Source organism: Trinickia dinghuensis (assembly GCF_003367175.1).
In the GTDB taxonomy this organism is placed as follows: Bacteria; Pseudomonadota; Gammaproteobacteria; order Burkholderiales; family Burkholderiaceae; genus Trinickia; species Trinickia dinghuensis.
This window is the reverse complement of the sequence record NZ_QRGA01000011.1, coordinates 133851-154955: the sequence shown is the minus strand read 5'-3', so window position 1 is coordinate 154955 and position 21105 is coordinate 133851. Positions and strand designations below refer to the sequence as shown.

The 21105-nt window shown below is 65.0% G+C and carries 17 protein-coding genes; 15 read left to right on the top strand and 2 right to left on the bottom strand.

Translation table 11 applies throughout. The annotated features are described in order from the left end of the window. Positions 1–350 precede the first annotated feature (350 nt). The 14 genes from hpnI (at position 351) to astE (ending at position 16821) form a co-directional block, all read left to right on the top strand. Positions 351–1550, top strand: coding sequence for a bacteriohopanetetrol glucosamine biosynthesis glycosyltransferase HpnI (gene hpnI, locus DWV00_RS20365; protein WP_115535416.1), 1200 nt, complete (start codon positions 351–353; stop codon positions 1548–1550). A gap of 96 nt (positions 1551–1646) precedes the next feature. Then, the gene (gene hpnJ / locus DWV00_RS20360; protein WP_115535415.1) at positions 1647–3068 is read left to right on the top strand and encodes a hopanoid biosynthesis associated radical SAM protein HpnJ; all 1422 of its coding nucleotides are present in this window, start codon (positions 1647–1649) and stop codon (positions 3066–3068) included. Positions 3069–3072: 4 nt separating this feature from the next. Then, positions 3073–3975 carry a hopanoid biosynthesis-associated protein HpnK gene (hpnK, locus tag DWV00_RS20355; RefSeq protein ID WP_115535414.1) on the top strand — a complete coding sequence of 301 codons (903 nt, stop codon included), beginning with the start codon at positions 3073–3075 and terminating at the stop codon, positions 3973–3975. After that, positions 3972–5042 carry a lysylphosphatidylglycerol synthase domain-containing protein gene (locus DWV00_RS20350; protein ID WP_115535413.1) on the top strand — a complete coding sequence of 357 codons (1071 nt, stop codon included), beginning with the start codon at positions 3972–3974 and terminating at the stop codon, positions 5040–5042. The genes hpnK and DWV00_RS20350 overlap by 4 nt, the downstream gene beginning before the upstream one ends. A gap of 754 nt (positions 5043–5796) precedes the next feature. Continuing rightward, a complete protein-coding gene (locus tag DWV00_RS20345; RefSeq protein WP_181885546.1) occupies positions 5797–6486 on the top strand; it encodes an ABC transporter permease in 690 nt (229 codons plus the stop codon). 13 nt (positions 6487–6499) lie between these two features. Continuing rightward, positions 6500–7213, top strand: coding sequence for an ABC transporter permease (locus tag DWV00_RS20340; RefSeq protein ID WP_115535412.1), 714 nt, complete (start codon positions 6500–6502; stop codon positions 7211–7213). A gap of 86 nt (positions 7214–7299) precedes the next feature. Next, on the top strand, positions 7300–8097 hold the full coding sequence (locus DWV00_RS20335) for an ABC transporter ATP-binding protein (protein WP_181885540.1): 798 nt from the start codon (positions 7300–7302) through the stop codon (positions 8095–8097). Positions 8098–8200: 103 nt separating this feature from the next. Further along, positions 8201–9241, top strand: a complete 1041-nt coding sequence (locus DWV00_RS20330; protein WP_425452808.1) for a GlxA family transcriptional regulator — start codon at positions 8201–8203, stop codon at positions 9239–9241. Between the two features lie 139 nt (positions 9242–9380). Then, a complete protein-coding gene (locus tag DWV00_RS20325) occupies positions 9381–10616 on the top strand; it encodes an aspartate aminotransferase family protein (RefSeq protein WP_115535410.1) in 1236 nt (411 codons plus the stop codon). Positions 10617–10641: 25 nt separating this feature from the next. Next, positions 10642–11781, top strand: coding sequence for an arginine/ornithine succinyltransferase subunit alpha (aruF, locus tag DWV00_RS20320; RefSeq protein ID WP_115535409.1), 1140 nt, complete (start codon positions 10642–10644; stop codon positions 11779–11781). After that, a complete protein-coding gene (gene astA, locus DWV00_RS20315) occupies positions 11778–12821 on the top strand; it encodes an arginine N-succinyltransferase (RefSeq protein ID WP_115535408.1) in 1044 nt (347 codons plus the stop codon). Before aruF ends, astA begins: the two co-directional genes overlap by 4 nt. Before the next feature lie 117 nt (positions 12822–12938). After that, positions 12939–14402: a succinylglutamate-semialdehyde dehydrogenase gene (astD, locus tag DWV00_RS20310; protein WP_115535407.1), complete on the top strand. Its 1464-nt coding sequence runs from the start codon at positions 12939–12941 to the stop codon at positions 14400–14402. Positions 14403–14432: 30 nt separating this feature from the next. Continuing rightward, positions 14433–15773, top strand: a complete 1341-nt coding sequence (gene astB / locus DWV00_RS20305; protein ID WP_115535406.1) for an N-succinylarginine dihydrolase — start codon at positions 14433–14435, stop codon at positions 15771–15773. Next, positions 15757–16821, top strand: coding sequence for a succinylglutamate desuccinylase (gene astE / locus DWV00_RS20300; RefSeq protein ID WP_115535405.1), 1065 nt, complete (start codon positions 15757–15759; stop codon positions 16819–16821). Before astB ends, astE begins: the two co-directional genes overlap by 17 nt. Positions 16822–16955: 134 nt before the next feature. Here astE and DWV00_RS33745 read toward each other — a convergent pair whose 3' ends face one another. After that, positions 16956–17795, bottom strand: a complete 840-nt coding sequence (locus tag DWV00_RS33745; protein ID WP_147297948.1) for a hypothetical protein — start codon at positions 17793–17795, stop codon at positions 16956–16958. A 611-nt stretch (positions 17796–18406) separates the two neighbouring features. Then, positions 18407–19693, bottom strand: coding sequence for an MFS transporter (locus DWV00_RS20280; protein WP_115535401.1), 1287 nt, complete (start codon positions 19691–19693; stop codon positions 18407–18409). 497 nt (positions 19694–20190) lie between these two features. Between DWV00_RS20280 and DWV00_RS20275 the strand changes: the two genes are divergently transcribed. Further along, on the top strand, positions 20191–20988 hold the full coding sequence (locus DWV00_RS20275) for an ABC transporter substrate-binding protein (RefSeq protein WP_115535400.1): 798 nt from the start codon (positions 20191–20193) through the stop codon (positions 20986–20988). The last annotated feature ends 117 nt before the right edge of the window (positions 20989–21105 follow it).

Below are 21105 nucleotides of genomic sequence, written 5' to 3'. Positions count from 1 at the left end.
CGAGCCGGTCCGACGGCTCCCGGGCGGGCCGTTCCAGTGCGCGTCGTGTTCGTTTTGGCTGCGTCAGACAATTTAGAGCGCGCGTTTAAGAAAAGAGCGCGCGTTGCGCGATCCTCGAGTCGGCCCCCGGGCCTTTCGCACCGTTTTTCCCGCGCGCTCACGCCGATTGTCCCCACGCACGCCGTGCGAGCGCGAATATTCGCGCGGCCCGCTTTCGCGCCGCATGTCGAGAAGAACGAAGGAGTTGCGAACGTGCCAGCAAGCGTCTCATCGAACGGGTCGGCCCCGCATCGCCCGCACGCGGCCGCCGCCGCGGTAGCGGCGCGCGCGGCCCGCGAAGGGGGCATGCGATGACGTCGATTTCGCCCGCCTCGCTTTGGGATGGGTTGCTCGTGGCCTTGTGCTGCGTGGCGACGGCCTATGTCGTCGTCGCGGCGCTGGCGCTGCCGTCGGCGCGCGTGCTCGCGCAGCGCTCGCCGGGCAAGGGTGCGCGCGACAACGGCGTGCGCTTTCCGCTCGAGCCCGTCAGCGTGCTCAAGCCGCTGTGCGGCGCCGAGCCGCGTCTTTACGAAAACCTTTCGACGTTCTGCGAGCAGACGCATCCTTGCTATCAACTGCTGTTCGGCGTGTCCTCGTCGGCCGATCCGGCGATCTCCATCGTGCGGCGGCTGCAGGCGGCGTTTCCCGAGCGCGACATCGCGCTCGTCGTCGATTCGCGCGTGCACGGGCACAATCTGAAGGTCAGCAATCTGATGAATCTGGCGGCGCGGGCGAAGTACCCGCTGATCGTGCTGGCCGACAGCGACATCGCCGTCGCGCCCGACTACCTCGAAGCCGTGACCGCGCCGCTCTCCGATCCCCAAGTGGGGATCGTCACCTGCCTTTATCACGCGAAGAGCGTGGGCGGATTCTGGACGCGCGTCGGTGCGCAGTTCATCAACGAATGGTTCGCGCCTTCGGTGCGCATCGCGCATGCGGGCGGTTCGCGCAGCTTCGGCTTCGGCGCGACGCTCGCGCTGCGTTCGAGCGTGCTGGCCGATATCGGCGGCTTCGACGCGCTCAAGGACTGCCTGGCCGACGACTACTGGCTCGCCGAGTACACGCGCCAGCGCGGGATGGCGACGGTGCTGTCGGAAGTCGTGGTCGACACCGACGTCATCGAGCCCGATTTCAACACGCTCTGGCTGCGTGAGACACGCTGGCTGCGTACGATCCGCTCGATCAATCCGCTCGGCTTCGCGTTCCTGTTCATTACGTTTTCTTCGCCGTGGCTGCTGGCCGGCGCATTGCTGGCGGCGCACGGCGGGGCGGGTTTGCGCGAGGCTGCGCTGGCCGTTTCGACGGTGCTCGGCATCGGTGCCCGCATCGGCCTGCACGCCCGCGCTTCGCGCGAAAGCGGCGAGTTCTGGCGCGATCTCCCGCTCGTGCCGCTGCGCGATGCGCTGCTTGCCGCGCAGTGGTTCGTGGCGGCGTTCGGCTCGCACGTGGTCTGGCGCGGCGCTCGCATGCCCGTCGTGGCGCGCGTGGCCGAAGGATCGGACGGGACTTGAGCGTAGCATCGTATTCGTATTTCGTCGGCGGTGCGCGTGGCGCGGCCGTCGTCGCCCTAATATTGCATCACCTTAAGGTTAGCCGGAGCATCATCCATGAAAACGCTGTTCTTGCAGGCCCCGTCCTATGACGGTTTCGATGGCGGCGCCGGTTCGCGCTACCAGGCCAAGCGCGAAATCCGCTCGTTCTGGTATCCGACGTGGCTCGCGCAGCCCGCGGCCCTCGTGCCCGGCAGCCGCGTGCTCGATGCGCCGGCGGATGGCCTGTCCGTCGAGCAAACGCTGAAGATCGCCGACGCCTACGATCTCATCATCATTCATACGAGCACGCCGTCGTTTCCGACCGACGCGCTGTTCGCCGAGGATCTGAAGAAGCGCAAGCCGTCGCTGCTGGTCGGCATGGTAGGCGCGAAGGTGATGGTCGATCCGCACAACTCGCTCACGGCGTCCGAGGCGATCGATTTCGTCTGCCGCGAGGAATTCGATTTCACCTGCAAGGAACTGGCCGAAGGCAAGCCGTTTGCCGAGATCAAGGGCCTCTCCTGGCGCGCGAAGGACGGCTCGATCGAGCACAACGAAGCGCGTCCGATCCTCGAGAACATGGACGAGCTGCCGTTCGTCGCGCCCATCTACAAGCGCGATCTGAAGATCGACAACTACTTCATCGGCTACCTGAACTTTCCGTACGTCTCGATCTATACGGGCCGCGGCTGCAAGTCGCGCTGCACGTTCTGCTTGTGGCCGCAGACGGTCAGCGGCCACCGCTATCGCACGCGCTCGGTCGAGAACGTGCTCGAGGAAGCGAAGTGGATCCGCGACAACATGCCCGAAGTCAAGGAACTGATGTTCGACGACGACACCTTCACCGACGACCTGCCGCGCGCCGAAGCGATCGCGATCGGCCTCGGCAAGCTCGGCATGACGTGGTCGTGCAACGCGAAGGCGAACGTGCCGTACAAGACGCTCAAGGTCCTGAAGGAGAACGGCCTGCGTCTTCTGCTCGTCGGCTTCGAATCCGGCGACGACCAGATCCTCGTGAACATCAAGAAGGGTGTGCGCACCGATTTCGCGCGGCGCTTCAGCGCGGACTGCAAGAAGCTCGGCATCAAGATCCACGGCACCTTCATTCTCGGCCTGCCGGGCGAGACGCCGGAAACGATCAAGAAGACCATCGAGTACGCGAAGGAAATCAATCCGCACACGATCCAGGTCTCGCTGGCCGCGCCCTATCCGGGCACGACGCTCTACAAGCAGGCCGTCGAAAACGGCTGGATGGAAGAGAACAAGACGATCAACCTCGTGAGCAAGGAAGGTGTGCAGCTTGCGGCGATCGGCTATCCGCATCTGTCGCGCGACGAGATCTATCACCATCTCGAGCAGTTCTACCGCCAGTTCTACTTCCGCCCCTCGAAGATCTGGGAAATCGTGCGCGAGATGCTGACGAGCTGGGACATGATGAAGCGTCGTCTGCGCGAAGGCGTCGAGTTCTTCCGCTTCCTGCGCGCGCACGAGGCGTAAGACGGTGACACGCTCGGGCCGCCGCGCCCTCATCGTCACCGCGGACGATTTCGGGCTGCATCCGCGCGTGAACGCCGGTATCGAGCGTGCACATCGTGAGGGCGTACTGAAGGCCGCGAGCCTCATGGTGGGCGCGCCCGCGGCCCAAGATGCCGTGGCGCGTGCGCGGGCATTGCCGAGCCTGCGGGTGGGCCTGCACCTCGTGCTCGCCGATGGGCCCGCCACGCTTCCGGCCGCGCAGATTCGCGCGCTCGTCGGGGCGGACGGGCGTTTCGGCGACGCGATGGTCCGCGACGGTTTTCGTTTCTTCTTCCTGCCGGCCGTGCGCCGTGCGCTTGCGCGCGAGATCCGCGCCCAATTCGAGGCATTTGCGCGAACGGGCCTGTCGCTCGATCACGTCAACGCTCACAAGCACTTCCATCTCCATCCGACGGTTCTCTCGCTCGTGCTTTCCATCGGGCGCGAATTCGGCCTGCGTGCCGTGCGGCTGCCGTTCGAGGCGAATGCGCCGTGGTGGCTCACGCCTTGGATCGGTCTGATGCGCGCTCGGCTTTCGCGCGCCGGTATTGCTTATAACGACTACGTCGTGGGCATCGAACATACGGGCGGCATGGACGAGGCCGCGATGCTCGATGCGCTGGCACGGATGCCGGCGTACGGCGTCGGTGAAATTTACAGCCATCCGGCGGAAGCGGGCGAGGGGCCGATCACGGACTCGATGCACGCCTATCGTCATGTGGACGAACTCGAAGCGCTGACTTCGCCGCGCGTGGCCGAGGCCATCTCCAAGGCGGGGCTCGCTTGCGGCGGATTCGCCGATGTGTTCGGCGGTACCCTCGACGCCTCGCAAGGCGCGGGCGATGCGGCACGTCATCGCGACGCCACGCGAGGAGGGGCGCCGCTATGAGGAAATGGCTCAAGTGGGCCGGCTGGCCCGTCGGCATCGCGCTGTTCATCGGGCTCGTCGTGCGCGACGGGGCGGCTGACGTCGCTCATGTGATCGGCCAGGCCGGCTTCGCGCTGCTCTGGCTTGTGCCGTTTCATGCGCTGCCGCTGCTGTTCGACGCCTACGGTTGGCGCATCCTGCTGCGCGGCCGTGCGTCGCTCGCTTTTCTCTGGTGGATCGCCACGGTGCGCGAGGCGGTGGGCCGGCTTCTGCCCGTGCTCACGGTGGGAGGGGAGATCGTCGGCATTCGGCTGGCGCGTTGGCGCGTGCGCGATGCGAGTGTCGTCAGCGCGTCGGTGATCGTGGAGGTGCTGATCACGATCGGCGTGCAGTATGCGTTTTCCGCGCTCGGCGTCGTCCTGATTCTCGCGGCGACGGGCGGCGGCCATGCGAAGACGATCGGGCTTGCGCTCGTGCTGTCGCTGCCGGTGCCCGTGGTGACGGCCCTGCTGCTGCGCCGCGGCGGCGTGTTTCATGCGATCGAGCGGTTCGCCGCGCGTGCGCTCGGTGATGGGCATCGGCTCTTGCAGGGCATCGACGGCGCCCGGCTCGATGCCGAAATCAATGCACTGATGACGCGTATCGGCATCCTCGTCAGTACATTCGTCTGGCAGCTGGCCGGCTATCTCGTCGGGGCGCTCGAGACGTATTGGGCGCTGGCGCTGCTCGGCCATCCCGTATCGGCCGGCGGCGCGATCGCCATCGAAGCGCTGACTCAGGCGGTGCGGCACGCGGCGTTCATGGTGCCGGGGGGCCTCGGCGTGCAGGAAGTGGCAGTCGTCCTACTCGCACAGATGTTCGGCATCGAGCGCGAGGTGGGGCTTTCGCTCGCGCTCGTGAAACGGATGCGCGAAGTCATCTTTGGCTGTATCGCGCTGGCGTCATGGCAGCTCGCCGAAATCGCGCGTGCGCGCCGGCATGCTCCGGCGCAGGCGGCATCCTCCACACGGAAGGCGGCCGCCCCATGTGTCGAGGCTCGGCGCACGGATGTCCGCGGCAAGGCGCGCGACACCGATCTCGTCCGCTGAAAAGCGCGCGTCGGTTCGGCTGCATACGTTTGCCACACGCTCGGCCCTCTGGCCTTCCCTATGCACGTAAACACGCTTTGCGTTCGATGCGCATCTCGTCCTACATTACTGACAACCGGACACGTCATATCGAATTACATCGACACCGATTGAAGGCCAGACGACGCAGCGCAGCGCCGGCTACGGGGGGCGAAAGAGCGCCAAGTGCATTGCACTGGCGGTCGGACGCAAGCCAAAGACGCAGCGCAAGGGACGACGTCGTTCTGCCGGTGTTCCGGCACTTTTGCCGACGATTTTTGCGTCGCGCGCCATGATGATTGCCGGCCGTTCACTGCGCGTGACGGCCGGTTCTGTTTTTTGGGCGCCTCTTTTTGCTCGCCCTGACGACACGCCGGGGCTGCCTCAGAATATACGCACCGCCGCACTCCCGAATATCGAAAAAGCGACGCGAAACTTGCGCAATCGCTCCCCCGCGCCCGCGCCACCTTGGCGCCCCCGATTTCGTCCAGCGGCGCGTCAGCGCGTTTTCTCGGTCGAGCAGGCGCGATGTTGCGCCGCAATAATCACCTTCCCAGCGTTTGAACAAAACAATTTCGCTTGCGACTATCCGCGCCAGGCGAAAAACCGGAAGAAGCCGCGCGACGAGACGCGGCAGCCGGCGGGCCGTGCGGCGCGGGCTTTGCCCGCGCGTTCGCCTTGCGTCGCGGTTCTTGGCCGCGACGCAAGGCAATCACCAATCAAGATGGAGACGCCCGTGTTCCTCTACGGCTTCGGCCCGATCCTTCTCGCCGGCACGATCAAGACGATCGAGCTGTCGGTGCTCTCGCTTGCCGTGTCGGTGCTGCTCGGACTGATCGGCGCTGTGGCGAAGCTCTCGCGCAATCGCGTCGTCTCCGGCGCGGCCACGCTCTATACGACGTTGATCCGCTCCGTGCCCGATCTCGTGCTGATGCTGCTGCTGTTCTACAGCATCCAGATCGCCGTCAATCAGATGACCGATGCGCTCGGCATGGATCAGATCGACATCGATCCGTTCGCCGCGGGCGTGGTCACGCTCGGATTCATCTACGGGGCGTATTTCACCGAGACGTTTCGCGGCGCGTTTCTCTCCGTGCCGCGCGGCCAATTGGAGGCGGGCAGCGCCTACGGCATGAGCGGCATGAGCGTGTTCGTCCGCATCCTGTTTCCGCAGATGATGCGCTTCGCGCTGCCCGGCATCGGCAACAACTGGCAGGTGCTCGTGAAGGCGACGGCGCTCGTGTCGATCATCGGTCTGGCCGATGTGGTCAAGGCGGCGCAAGACGCAGGCAAGAGCACGTTCAACATGTTTTTCTTCATTCTCGTCGCGGCGCTGATCTATCTCGCGATCACGACGGTCTCTAACGTCGTGCTGCTGTGGCTCGACAAGCGCTATTCCATCGGCGTGCGCCACGCCGAACTTTGACGGGAGCCCAGCCATGATCGAAATCCTTTCGCAATACGGCCGCGCGTTCCTCTACTACGACGGACAGGGCCTGTCGGGCTTGGTCGTGACCTTGTGGCTGCTCGTCGCCTCGCTCGTCATCGGCTTTTGCATGGCCGTGCCGCTCGCCGTGGCTCGCGTGTCGAAGAACCGCTGGCTGTCGACGCCCGTGCGCTGCTACACGTACGTCTTTCGCGGCACGCCGCTGTACGTGCAGCTGCTGCTGATCTATAGCGGCGTGTACAGCCTCGAATTCGTCCGCGCGCATGCCGTGCTGAACGAGTTTTTCCGCAGTGGCCTGCATTGCGCGATCCTCGCGTTCGGGCTCAATACCGGGGCCTACACGACCGAGATTTTCGCCGGCGCGATTCGTTCGATCACGCACGGCGAGGTGGAGGCCGCGCGCGCCTACGGGATGGGCAAGTGGACGATGTATCGCCGCGTCATCCTGCCCTCCGCGCTGCGCCGCGCGCTGCCGTTGTACAGTAACGAGGTCATTCTGATGCTGCACGCCACGACGGTGGCGTTCACGGCGACGGTGCCCGACGTGCTGAAGGTCGCGCGCGACGCCAATTCGGCCACCTATATGTCGTTCCAGGCCTTCGGCGTCGCCGCACTCATCTATCTTGCGGTATCGTTCGCACTCGTCGCGGCGTTCCGGCGGGCCGAGCGGCACTGGCTGGCCTATTTGGCCGTCGGCCGGCATTAATGCGGCATTTAAGCGGTATTCAGGCCGCATCGCAGCGGCTTCAAAGCCGGCATCGATTCAAACGCCTTCGATTCATACGGGAGAGCATGGTGCTCCAAGCGACTTCTCATTCCGCCGCCGCCAAGCTCGCGGCGCTCGACATCCACAAGCGCTACGGCGACAACGAGGTGCTCAAGGGCGTCACGCTGACCGCGAAGGCCGGCGACGTCATCAGCATCATCGGCGCGAGCGGCTCGGGCAAGAGCACGTTCCTGCGCTGCATCAACTTTCTCGAGCGGCCGAACGCGGGCAGCATCGTCGTCGACGGCGAAACGGTGCGCACGAAAGCCGATCGCGCCGGCAACCTCGAAGTGGCCGATCACAAGCAGTTGCAGCGGATCCGCACGAAGCTGTCGATGGTGTTTCAGCACTTCAATCTCTGGGCGCACATGAACGTGCTCGAGAACGTCATCGAGGCGCCGGTGCACGTGCTCGGGCTGTCCAAGCGCGAAGCGGAGGAACGTGCCCGCATGTATCTGGAGAAGGTCGGCCTCGCGCCGCGGCTGGAGCAGCAGTACCCGTCCCATCTGTCGGGCGGGCAGCAGCAGCGTGTCGCGATTGCGCGCGCGCTCGCCATGAACCCCGACGTGATGCTGTTCGACGAGCCCACTTCGGCGCTCGATCCCGAACTCGTCGGCGAAGTGCTGAAAGTCATGCAGAAGCTGGCCGAGGAAGGCCGCACCATGATCGTCGTCACGCACGAGATGGGCTTCGCGCGCAACGTCTCGAATCATGTGATGTTCCTGCACCAGGGCCGCACCGAGGAAGAGGGCGATCCGGCCGTCGTGCTGTCCGAGCCCAAGAGCGAGCGCTTGAAGCAGTTTCTCTCCGGCAGCTTGAAGTAACGGCATGCAAGGCTGGGCGAACGCACAAGACCGAAACGGCGCATGCTGGTGCCTGGTGCATCGCGAGCGCTGCGTCTCGCGCGAGGGCTGATCGATGTCGCGCATGCAAGCCGGTCCGGCCAAGACGACGCAAGTGGCGATCGTGGCGCTGCCGCCCGTTTCGATGTCGGGCATCGCGCCGATCGTCGACGCGCTGCGGCTCGCCAACGACATCGACGGGCGGGCCCTCTACCGCTGGCAAATCCTTTCCTGGGACGGGCGCGCCGTGACGCTCGCGGGCGGCGCGACGCTGCCGGCCGACGAGGCGTTCGGCGACGGCATCGCTTGCGACTGGCTCATCGTCGTGGCCGAGCGTTTTCAGCAGTTCGCCGACTACCGGCTGTTCCTGGCTTCGCTGGCGCGCGTGGGACAGCGTACGCCGCTCGTGACCGGCATTCATCACGGCGTCTGGTGGCTCGCGATGGCGGGGCAGCTGTCGGGCTACCGCGTCAGCGTCAACTGGGAGACGTATCAGCAGTTCGCCGAGCAGTTCGAGCGCTCGATCGTCACTCAGCAGATCTTCGAGATCGACCGCGACCGCGCCACGTGCGCGGGGGGGATGGCCAGCGCCGACTTCATGCTGGCGATGATCGCGCGCGAACACGGTCCCGAGCTGTCCGAGCGCATTGCGGACGCGCTCGGCGTGGGCGTGCTGCGTTCGGGCGAGGAGCGTCAGCGCATTCCCTACGTGACGGCTCCGGGCGAGCGGCATCCCCGATTGAACGACGCGCTGCAGCTGATGGAAGCGAACATCGAAGACCCGTTGATGACCGACGACATCGCCAACCTCGTCGGGGTGTCGCGCCGGCAGCTCGAGCGGCTGTTCCGGCAGTATCTGGGCTCGATGCCGTCGAAGTACTACCTCGGCTTGCGGCTCGCCAAGGCGCGCATGCAATTGCAGCGCACGAGCAAGTCGATCGTGCAGGTGAGCCTGGCGTGCGGATTTTCGTCGGCCGCCCATTTTTCCAACGCGTATCGGGAGCGCTTCGGCGTGACGCCGCGGGAGGAGCGCCGCAACTGGATCGCCAAGCAGCATGGCGCTGGCGTGGCTTATGCAGGCGAGCCGCGGGCGGGCGCGCTGATCGAGCCGCCCGAGCGATCCTGACGAACGCGATAAATTGCGTCGCCCCCAAGCAAGACGCCGAACCGAAACGTTTTCTAAACTAACGCATATTGCCCTCGCAAGAGGACCGGACGCCAAGCGACGGGTCCGAGGGCGCTCACTCACCCGAAAAGGACCCGCCATGAACGATTTCGCCGTGAACCGCCAAACTTTCGATGAAGTCATGGTGCCGGTATTTTCGCCCGCGTCTTTCGTGCCGGCTCGCGGCGAAGGCTCGCGCGTCTGGGATACGGAGGGCCGCGATTACGTCGATTTCACGGGCGGCATCGCCGTGACGGGCTTGGGCCACTGCCATCCGGAACTCGTGCGTGTGCTGCGCGAGCAAGGCGAGACCCTGTGGCACATCAGCAACGCGTACACGAACGAGCCCGTCCTGCGTCTGGCCAAGCGGCTCGAGTCGCTGACGTTCGCCGATCGCGCTTTCTTCGCCAATTCGGGTGCCGAGGCGAACGAAGCCGCGCTCAAGCTCGCGCGCCGGGTGGCGATCGAGCGCCACGGCCCCGAAAAAATTGAAATCGTCTCGTTCAAGCAATCGTTCCACGGCCGCACGTTCTTCACGGTCAGCGTGGGCGGGCAGCCCAAGTACGCCGAAGGCTTCGGCCCGGTGCCGGCCGGCATCGAGCATCTGCCCTATAACGACATCGAAGCGGCACGCGCCGCGATCGGCCCGAAGACGTGCGCCGTGATCGTCGAGCCGATGCAGGGTGAGGGCGGTGTCGTCCCCGGCGATCCGGCGTTCCTGCGTGCGTTGCGCGAGGCTTGCGACGCCCACGGCGCCTTGTTGATTTTCGACGAAGTCCAGACGGGCGTCGGCCGCACCGGCTTCTTCTACGCCTACATGGATACGGGCGTGACGCCCGACATCCTGACCACGGCCAAGTCGCTCGGCAACGGCTTCCCGATCGGCGCCATGCTGACGACGAAGGACATCGCCGCGCATTTCAAGGTCGGCGTGCACGGCACGACGTACGGCGGCAATCCGCTCGGCGCGGCCATCGCGGACAAAGTCGTCGAACTCGTCAGCGATCCGGCGCTGCTCGAAGGCGTGAAGCAACGCGGAGAACAGATCCGGGCCAAGCTCGCCGAACTCAACCAGCGCTTCAATCTCTTCAAGGAAGTGCGGGGCAAGGGGCTCTTGATCGGTGCCGAGTTGACGGCCGCCTACGAAGGGCGCGCGAAGGATTTCGTCAACGCGGCGGCCGCGCACGGCGCGATGCTGCTGATCGCCGGGCCGAACGTGCTGCGCTTCGCGCCTTCGCTGGTGATCCCCGAAGCCGATCTGGACGAGGGCTTCACGCGGCTGACGAAGGCGATCGAGGCGGTCGTCGGCGCGGCGGCCGACGCGCAAGCTCGCTAAGCGTCCACCTTTCACGAGACCCACAATGCTCTTCGTTCGCCCAGGAAGGCTTTCCGATCTCGACGCGCTGGCTCAGATGGCGCATGCCGCGCGCCCCGTGCTGCATTCGCTGCCGCACGATCGGCACGAGCTCGAAGCGCGCGTCGCGCTGTCGGAAGATTCGTTTCGCGCCGATGTCGACTTCCCGAGCGAGGAGTTCTACCTCTTCGTGCTCGAGGACAGCGCGACCGGCAAGCTGCTCGGCACGGCCAGCATCGTCGCCGCCGCCGGCTACGCCGCGCCGTTCTACGTGTTCCGCAACGATGCGCTGATCCACGCGTCGCGCGAGCTGCACGTCAATCGCAAGATTCACGCGCTGACGATGTCGCACGAGCTGACGGGCAAGAGCCGGCTGGCAGGCTTTTATATCGATCGCGCGTCCACCGGCGCGGGCGATGCGCTGGCACACCTGCTCTCGCGCGCACGGATGATGTACATCGCGGCGAATCGCCGGCGCTTCACGCCGGAGGTGTTTTCGCTGCTGCTCGGGGTGACGGACGAAGCTGGCACCTCGCCGTTCTGGGAGGCCGTGGGCCGGAAATTCTTCGGGCGCGATTTCGCGCAGATCGAAATCGCCTCGGGCGGGCGCAGCCGCACGTTCATCGCGGAAGTCATGCCGACTTATCCGCTGTACGTGCCGCTGCTGCCGGAGGCGGCGCAGCGCGTGATCGGCGAGCCGAACGCGAAAGGGCTGCTCTCGTACGACATCCACCTCGAGGAAGGCTTCGAGCCCGATCGTTTCGTCGATATCTTCGACGCGGGCCCGGTGCTGACGGCGCAGGTCGATCGCAGCGCCTGCGTGACCTTCAACGAAACGCGCGCGGTCCTCGAGGCGGGCGGCAAGGCGGCCGACGATACGCGGGCCTACCTCGTTTCGAGCCACCGCGACGGCGATTTCCGCTGCGTGCTCGCCGAGCTGCCGAGCGAGCGCGGTGCCGATGCGCCGCTCTCGGGGCCGGTGCGCGCGGCGCTCGGTGTCGTGCACGGCGATGTCGTGCGCTGCGTGCCGCTGCATCGCGGCGCGTCCGATGCACCGCAAGACGGGGCGGACGACGTGCGGGCGGACGATACGTACCGCGGTTCGTTTTCTACTCAATCATCGACACAATCGGGAGATCGGCGATGATCGTCGTTCGTGCCGTCAAGACAGACGACCTCGACGCGCTCGTGTCGCTCGCCCAGGAAACGGGGCCTGGCCTCACGACGTTCAAGCCCGACCGCGACGCGCTCGCCGCGCGGATCGAGCGCGCGAAGCGGACCATGGATGGGCGCGCGCAGGCGCACGAGGCCGGCTACTTCTTCGTCATGGAGGACGCGGCGACGCGCGACGTGGCCGGCGTGTGCGGCATCGAGGTGCAAGTCGGGCTCGAGCAGCCGTTCTACAACTACCGCGTGAGCACGGTCGTGCATGCGAGCCAGGAGTTCGGCGTGTGGACGAAGATGTCGCTGCTGAACATCTCGCACGACCTCACGGGCTACGCCGAGGTGTGCTCGCTGTTCCTGTCGCCCCGGTATCGGGCGCATGGCGTGGGGGGGCTACTGTCGCGCTCGCGCTTCATGTTCATGGCGCAGTTTCGCGACCGCTTCCCCGAGCGGCTGTGCGCCGAACTGCGCGGACACTTCGATGCCGACGGCACCTCGCCGTTTTGGCGCGCGGTCGGCAGCCACTTCTACCAGATCGATTTCAACGCGGCCGATTACCTCAGCGCGCACGGACGTAAGTCGTTCCTCGCCGAGTTGATGCCGCGCTATCCCGTCTACGCCGACCTGCTGCCGAGCGAGGCGCAAGCGGTCATCGGCACGACGCATCGCGATACGGCGCCGGCGCGCAAGATGCTCGAAGCCGAGGGGCTCCGGTATCAGAACCACGTCGACATCTTCGACGCGGGCCCCGTGCTCGAATGCCATATCAACGATTTGCGTACCGTGCGCGAGAGCGTGGTCGTGCCTGTCGTGATCGGCGAAACCGAGGGCGGCGAAGGCAGCGGCGGGCGGGACGGCGCACGCTCGCTCGTTTCGAATACTTCGATGGCGGGCTTTCGTGTGGGCGTCGCGCCCGGCACGGTGGAGAACGGCGCGATGCGCCTCTCGTCCGACGATGCCGCGGCGCTCGACGTGCGCGAGGGCGATCCCGTGCGCGTATTGACGCTGAGCAAGAAGTCATAGCAACGGCGGCAGCGAAAGCAAAAGCAAAAGCCGTCGCGATAAGGATAGCAAGCGTGACGGCATTGGCGGTAGCGACAGCACGAGCGGCAGCGACAGCATTAGCAAGGACAAGCAGACATGAGCGAACTTTTCATCGACGGGCAATGGCGTGAGGGTAGCGGCCCGGCCTTCGTTTCGCGCAACCCCGGTACGGGCGCGGTGGTATGGGAAGGCAAGAGCGCCTCGGCGCTCGACGTCGATCGCGCGGTGGCGAGTGCGCGCCATGCGTTCGGTGCGTGGTCGGCGCTGCCGTTCGATACGCGCGTCGAGAGCGTGCGCCGTTTCGCGGCGCTGTTGACCGAGCGCAAGGAGCCGCTCGCGCATGCGATCGGCCGCGAAACGGGCAAGCCGCTCTGGGAGGCGCGCACCGAAGTCGCGGCGATGGCGGCGAAGGTCGGCATCTCGGTCACGGCGTATCACGAGCGCACGGGCGAGAAGCGTGTGCCGATGGCCGACGGTACGGCCGTGCTGCGTCATCGTCCGCACGGCGTCGTGGCCGTGTTCGGGCCGTACAACTTCCCGGGCCATTTGCCGAACGGTCATATCGTGCCGGCCCTCATCGCGGGCAACACCGTGGTGTTCAAGCCGTCGGAGCTTGCACCCGGCGTCGCGCGTGCGACGGTCGAAGTGTGGCGCGAGGCCGGTCTGCCTGCGGGCGTGCTCAATCTCGTGCAGGGCGAAAAGGACACCGGCGTCGCGCTCGCGAACCATCGCCAGATCGACGGCCTCTTCTTCACGGGCAGCTCCGATACGGGCACGCTGCTGCACAAGCAGTTCGGCGGCCGTCCCGAGCTCGTCCTTGCGCTGGAAATGGGCGGCAACAATCCGCTGATCGTGGCCGACGTCGAAGATGTCGATGCCGCCGTTCATCACACGATTCAATCGGCGTATCTGTCGGCGGGTCAGCGCTGCACCTGCGCGCGCCGCCTCTTCGTGCCGAGCGGTGCGTTCGGCGATCGTTTCCTCGCGCGCTTGACCGAAGTGACGTCGCACATCGCTTACGGCCTGTACGACGCCGATCCACAGCCGTTCATGGGCGCCGTCGTCTCGGCGCGGGCCGCATCGCGGCTCGTGCTCGCGCAGGAGCGGTTAGTCGCTGCCGGTGCGCGAGCCTTGCTGCCGATGGCGCAGCGCGACGAGGGTCTCGGTTTCGTGAGCCCGGCCATCCTCGATGTCACGGACGTGCGCGACTTGCCCGACGAAGAGCACTTCGGTCCGCTCGTGCAAATCGTTCGCTATGCCGATTTCGACGAAGCGATCGCACGCGCGAACGACACGGCCTACGGGCTGTCGGCGGGCTTGCTCGCCGACGACGAAGCACGCTGGACGAAATTCCATCGCACGATACGCGCCGGCATCGTCAACTGGAATCGGCCGACGAACGGGGCCTCGTCGGCGTCGCCGTTCGGCGGCACGGGCCGCTCGGGCAACCATCGCCCCAGCGCCTATTACGCGGCCGACTACTGCGCCTATCCGATGGCCTCGGTGGAAAGCGCGCAACTCACGATGCCCGCGAGCGTTTCGCCGGGTCTTCAGTTTTAAGAAGTTTTAAGAATCGAGTAGGGATCGACGATGCAAGCACGGGAAGCCAATTTCGACGGACTCGTGGGTCCGACGCACAACTACGCGGGGCTGTCGTTCGGCAACGTGGCGTCGCAGACGAACGAGAAGTCGGTCGCCAATCCGCTCGCCGCCGCCAAGCAAGGTCTGCGCAAGATGAAGCAGCTCGCCGATCTCGGCTTCTTGCAAGGCGTGCTGCCGCCGCAGGAGCGGCCGTCGATGCGCTTGCTGCGCGAGCTCGGGTTCTCGGGTTCCGACGCGGCCGTGATCGAACGCGCGGCGAAGGATGCGCCCGAATTGCTGGCCGCGGCCAGTTCGGCATCGGCGATGTGGACGGCCAACGCGGCGACGGTCAGCCCGTCGGCCGATACGCAAGACGGCCGCGTGCATTTCACGCCGGCCAATCTGACGAGCAAGCTGCACCGCGCGATCGAGCATGAAGCGACGAGGCGCACGCTGTCGTCGATCTTCGCGGATCCGGATCGCTTCGCCGTCCATGAGGCGCTGCCCGGGACGCCGGCGCTCGGCGACGAAGGGGCCGCGAACCATACGCGGTTCTGCTCGGCGTACGGCGAGCGCGGCGTCGAGTTCTTCGTCTACGGACGCAGCGAATACCGGCGCGGCCCGGAGCCGGTGCGCTATCCGGCGCGCCAAACGTTCGAGGCGAGCCGCGCCGTCGCGCAGCGGCACGGTTTGAGCGAAGAGGGTACGGTCTACGCGCAGCAAAACCCTGAAGTGGTCGATGCGGGCGTGTTTCATAACGACGTGATCGCCGTGGGCAACCGGCAAACGCTGTTTTGCCATCAGCGCGCGTTCGTTGAGCAAAGCGCCGTCTACGATCAGTTGCGTGCGCAACTATCCAAGGCGGGCGCGCAGTTCAACGTCATCGAAGTGCCCGATTCACGGGTGAGCGTGTCCGATGCCGTCTCTTCGTATCTGTTCAATAGCCAGTTGCTGGCGCGTGCCGATGGCCGCGACGTGCTCGTCGTGCCGCAGGAATGCCGCGAGAATCCGCGCGTAGCGGCTTATCTCGACGATCTCATGGACGGGTCGGGGCCGATCGGCGAAGTACTCGTGTTCGATTTGCGCGAGAGCATGAAGAACGGGGGCGGGCCGGCGTGCTTGCGGTTGCGCGTGGTGCTGAACGAAGCGGAGCGTCAGGCCGTGACGCCGGGCGTCTGGATCGACGATGCGCTGTTCACACGGCTCGACGCATGGATCGGCAAGCACTATCGCGATCGGCTCGCGCCGAGTGATCTCGCCGATCCGAAGCTGCTCGACGAATCGCGCACGGCGCTCGACGAACTGACGCAAATCCTTGGTCTCGGGTCGCTCTATGACTTCCAGCGCTGAAACGTCGATGCCGGCGATGCTCGCCGATTTTCTGGCGTTCACGCTGGCGGGTTTGCGGCCCAGCATGGGGGATGCGGGCGGGGAGTGCGCGGGCGGCGTGCGTTACCAGTGGCTCGAGGACGGCGTGATCGAGTTCACGCCTGCGTCCGCAGCTCGGCCCCAGGCGAACCCGTTGCGCAGCGTGTTGGTATCGGCCGGCGTGCACGGCGATGAAACGGCGCCGATCGAATTGCTGTCGCGGATGGTCGCCGACATCGCTCGCGGTGAGGTCCCGCTCGCCTCCCGTGTCGGCATCGTCCTCGGCAACGTGGCGGCGATGCGCGCGGGCGGCCGTTATGTCGACGACGATTTGAACCGGCTCTTTTGCGGCCGATACAAACAGCTTCAGGAAAGCAGCGAGGCGCCGCGTGCGCGCATTCTCGAGGCTGTGGCCAAACACTTCTTCTCGCGTGCCGACGATGCCGATCACTCGCGCTGGCACATCGACATGCACACGGCGATTCGCGCCTCGGTGTTCGAGCGCTTCGCGTTGCTGCCGCACACGGGCCGTGTGCCGTCGCTCGCGATGTTCCAATGGCTTGCCGATGCGCGTATCGAGGCGGTATTGCTGCATACGGCGAAAGGCAATACATACACGCATTTCACAGCGGAATCGTTCGGTGCGAATGCTTGTACGCTCGAACTCGGCAAGGTGCGGCCGTTCGGCGAAAACGACCTTGCCCGCTTCAGCGGTGCCGACGCGGCCGTTCGCTCGTTGATCTCGGGCGCGCCATTAAGCGATGACGTACCGATGCCGCGCGTGTTCACGGTCATCGGCCAGATCACGAAGCAAAGCGATGCGTTCGAGCTTCACATGGCGGATGACGTCGCCAACTTCACGCCGTTTCAAAAAGGCACCGTGCTCGCGAGCGACGGCGACTATCGTTATGCCGTCACGCACGACGAAGAACGGATCATCTTTCCGAACCGCACCGTGAAGCCGGGCTTGCGTGCGGGGCTGACCGTCGTCGAGACGACAGGGGAGACGATCGCCGAGTTGGCGCCGTAGGATAGGCTGCACGACGGAATTTCCGATACTGCCTTTCCGGTAGATTACGGCGCCTCGCTAGGCTTTATGGCGTCGTCCCAAACTTGGCGATTGGAGCCTCTGTTGTCGTCGCGCCGGCGAGGCCCCTCCCGCGCTCATTGATCGTCGTCTTCGGGAACAACCGCCTCCCATCCTTCAGGGCAGTCCGTCACGTACGGGTAGTACTGGCCTGCCGATTCGCAGTAGTACCAATACTGGCCTGCTTCGCTCGAACCGTACTCCACGTCGCCCGGCGAGAACGCGTCGGGGTACGGATAAACGGGCTGCGGATAGAAGTACCAAAGACCGCCCACGACCCACCACCAGCCGAAGCGGCCGTCGTGGTGGGAGTGATGCCAATGGCCGCCGCGCCAGACGTGTGCGTCTTGATCGACGAAACGATGCATGTCGCCGCGATAGGGGGCCGGAACGGAGCCATGCGCGCGCGGTGCGTGTTCGATCGGGGCGCCCGGGTGGACATGCGGTCCTTGGTTGATCTGAGCACCTGGGGCGACGTGAGGCCCGCGGCTCATCTGAGCACCTGGAGCAGCGTGCTGCTCGATATTCGGCGCGTGTTGCTGCCCATAGGCCGGGCCGTTGTTCTGGTGCACGGGGGGGCGCGGCGCCGGCTGCATCGGCCGCATCATTGGCGCTTGTTCCATCGGGGGCCGCTGTCCGAATGCAGGGCCTTGCGGGGCGTGTCCCGGGCCCATGGAAGGTCCGGGGCGGACACCGGGCGCGGCAGGCGCACCCGGGCCTGGTCCGCCCGGATGCATCATGGGGCCGTGTGCTTCCCGGCCTTCCCCCTGGCCGCCGGGGCCGTGTGCTTCGCCGCCGGAACCTCGGCCGGCCGCCGATTCATGCCCGGGTTCCCGCTGCTCCTGGGCGAGCGCCGTGACCGTCGAGATGCCGGCGAAGCCGGCGACGGCAAGCGCGACAAGGGTTCTTGCGATCATGGAGATCTCCCTGCATGCAACGATCATGACTTTAAGCATAGACGCTTGGGCCAATTCATGATTCGAACCCGCAATTTGCGGTCCCGCTCCTGGTTCGCTCCTAACCAAATCGCATGTAGGCGGCATCCGACAAGCGGCGGTAACGCTTGACGCGATTCTCGGCGCGCGCTGATTTTTATCAGAGGTTTCGTTGCCGATACTGAGTTCAAGGGTTCAGCCGATGTCGTCTAACGGTTGCGGCCCGCCTAGGAACCGGGAGTCGAGAGCATGGGTGCCGAAAGGATTTCGCTGAGAACGCTGGTGGACAAATGGCTTGCGCCGACACTCGCGTCTCCGGCGCATGTGCTTCGGACGGGCCGTATGACCGGGTCGCGCGCGCGTTACGTGTGCGTCGAAATGCGGGCGACGGACGGCGTGCGCTCGATCTTCCTGTTTCGCCACGGGGATGGCTCGTGGTGCGTCTTTCCGCCGAGCGAATCGCGACCGGCGATGTGCTGCGTGAGCGTGTCGCGGGCGTAGAAGTTCGGCGCGCTCGAAGGCCTGCTCGAACACGCTATTTGCGCGAGCGGCTCGAACTGGAGTCCGCTTGTTCTTAGCGGGGCTGTTTCCATCTATCGGCCAACGTGGGTCGACCGGGCTTCGCGCCGAACCTTCGAGCAAGCCATGAGCGCGACGGCCGAAACGGCGATCACAGCGGATAGCAGCTCATATAGCGCCGGCGTGGCGAAGTTACTGCAGACGGTCGGCGTAACGAAAACGATGGCGCTGATCGAGCTCGTGAGGAACAAGCTGTTGGCTCTAAAGCGAGCTAGTAGATGAGTGGGGCACTCAGTGAGGAAGCGGGCTTCGGAGCGTACGCGGACGATCGCGAAGCCGACTCCCAAAGCAAGATGCACCGCGACCAACGATTTTAATGCTGACAGGAAAGGAACTACCGCTAGCAGCCCAGCGATGAGGAGCACTGTGCAGAGATCATGGTGGAGGGGGCACGGCTGGCCTCTTGCAACTCTAGCCAGTGCAGCGCTTGCACCCAGCGCGCCGATGGACCATGCGGCTTTCACGAGAGAGTAGCTCGCTCCGGAAAGCTTTAGGTCGAGGTTAATGAAGGCCGGCAGCAAGGTGTTGGTCACTTGGCCGACTGCATACGCGAGCGCGGAGCAGGCCGCGATTGAAAACAGATGACGGTGTCTCATGTAAAGCGAGGGGCCGAATCGATGCCGCTCCCGCCGAATGCCGGGCGTGTATGTGAGTGAGGGAAGTAGGCAGGCGGAAAGCACCGTGAGCAACAGGCCGCAGCCACCGATCAACAAGAACGCATCGCGCCATGCCGTGCAAGAGACGAGGTAGCCGCCGAAGGCGGTACCGGCAATGAGCGTCAACTGTGAGACAGAGTTGATGGTTGCTAGTTTTTTGGTTCTTTCGTTCGAGGGAATTGCCAGCTTGGTGAAATAGTCCATCGAGCAGACGAGGACCATCCCTGAAACGCTGGACAAGAGCGTAGCAACAATCAGCGAGAAAAACGGCGCGACATGCGGAACGGCGAAGTCCAAGGCGACTGGCGAGGCACCGCAAATTGCGACGCCGAAGTGGCCGGCGAGCACGAAGGGCTTTTTACGCGAGCATCGATCGATGAACGCCCCGATGAACGGGGACAACACGAGGCTGGCAGCGCTCGAAACCAACAGAACGTGTCCGACTGATTCCGGGCGCCCGGTGATTTGAACCGCGGACCAAGCCGTCGTCACGAGCTGGCATCCGATGCGGAAGAAGTTTGCGCCGGCCAGGCAGAGCAAGAGAGCGAAGCTCGATGGCGGCGGAAGGCTGTTCGATGTCGGCAGATTGCCGATCGAGATCTGAGCATTCGTGGTCGGCGCGAGTTCACTATCGACTGCAGTCATCGTGGTTTATGGCTGTTGATCTGGACTGGCTCGTTTCTCATCCAGATCGATGCGTTCGCAATCGCCCGGTCGCATAAAAACTCGGCCAATGCCCACCCCGATTACCGCGATCGTAAAAAAGCGAAAGCCTGGCTATCGACGTAGATAGGGCCGTGGAACCGCGTCAATTCGAGATAGGTCCACACGCAAACAAATCATCGGCATCGAGGCCCAATCGCGTCGTCGCCGAACGCAAGCCCAGTTCCGCCGCGACTTGCCCCCGCGCGACAAGCAATTGCATGTTCCCTCGAGCACTCGTTGCCCGCGCAACCACCCCCGTAGCCCGACCCGCCTGCGTACTTCCGCCCGCCGGCGCCCGCGATCCCCGTACAATGCCGGTCCCATTTGCCTTGTGCGCCGCATCAATCGCGTAACAGGCATTTGAACGGCTTTTTTGGCGCAGCCACGATGCGCGCCAGGTTGTATCTCGGTATCAACTCTGTCTAGGATCAAACCTGATGAAACTGAACTTGCGGAAGAAGGTGTCGCTCGCGCTCGTCGCGGTGACGGCGGCGGCAGCAGCCGGCAACGTCCTGGCGGCGGATCTGAACGAGCTTCGCTTCGGCGTCGAGGCGTCCTACGCGCCGTTCGAATCGAAGAGCGCCACGGGGCAGCTGCAAGGCTTCGACATCGACGTCGGCAACGCCGTCTGCGCGAAGCTGAAAGTCAAATGCGTCTGGGTCGAAAACGACTTCGACGGCCTGATTCCCGCGCTGAACGCCCGCAAGTTCGACGCGATCAACTCCGACATGACGATCACCGATCAGCGCAAGCAAGCGATCGCGTTCACCGATCCGATCTACACGATTCCGAACCAGCTGATTGCGAAGAAGGGCAGCGGCCTGCAACCGGTCGTCGCCTCGCTCAAGGGCAAGCACGTGGGCGTGCTCCAAGGCACGATCCAAGAAACGTACGCGAAGGCGAAATGGGCGCCGGCCGGCATCGACGTCGTCTCGTATCAAACGCAAGACCAGGTCTACGCCGATCTCTCCTCGGGCCGGCTCGACGCCGCCTTCCAGGATTCCGAAGCGGCATCGAAAGGCTTCCTGAAGCGTCCGCAAGGCGCCGGCTTCGACTTCGCCGGGCCCACCGTGTCGGATCAGAAGCTGCTCGGCTCGGGTGTGGGCTACGGCGTGCGCAAGAACGACAAGGCACTGCTGGACAAGCTCAACGGCGCACTCTCGGCGCTCAAGGCCGACGGCACGATCGACAAGATCGCCGCCAAGTATTTCGACGTCAAAGTGGTTTTGAAGTAAGGAAGTAGGCGAGAACGAATCGCGAGGGAATCGCGAAGGGATCGCCAAGCGTTCAAAAACAGTTGAGCGCAGCCGCTACGGCGGACGAGGCCAAATACCACGTGCGACGCGCCGAAA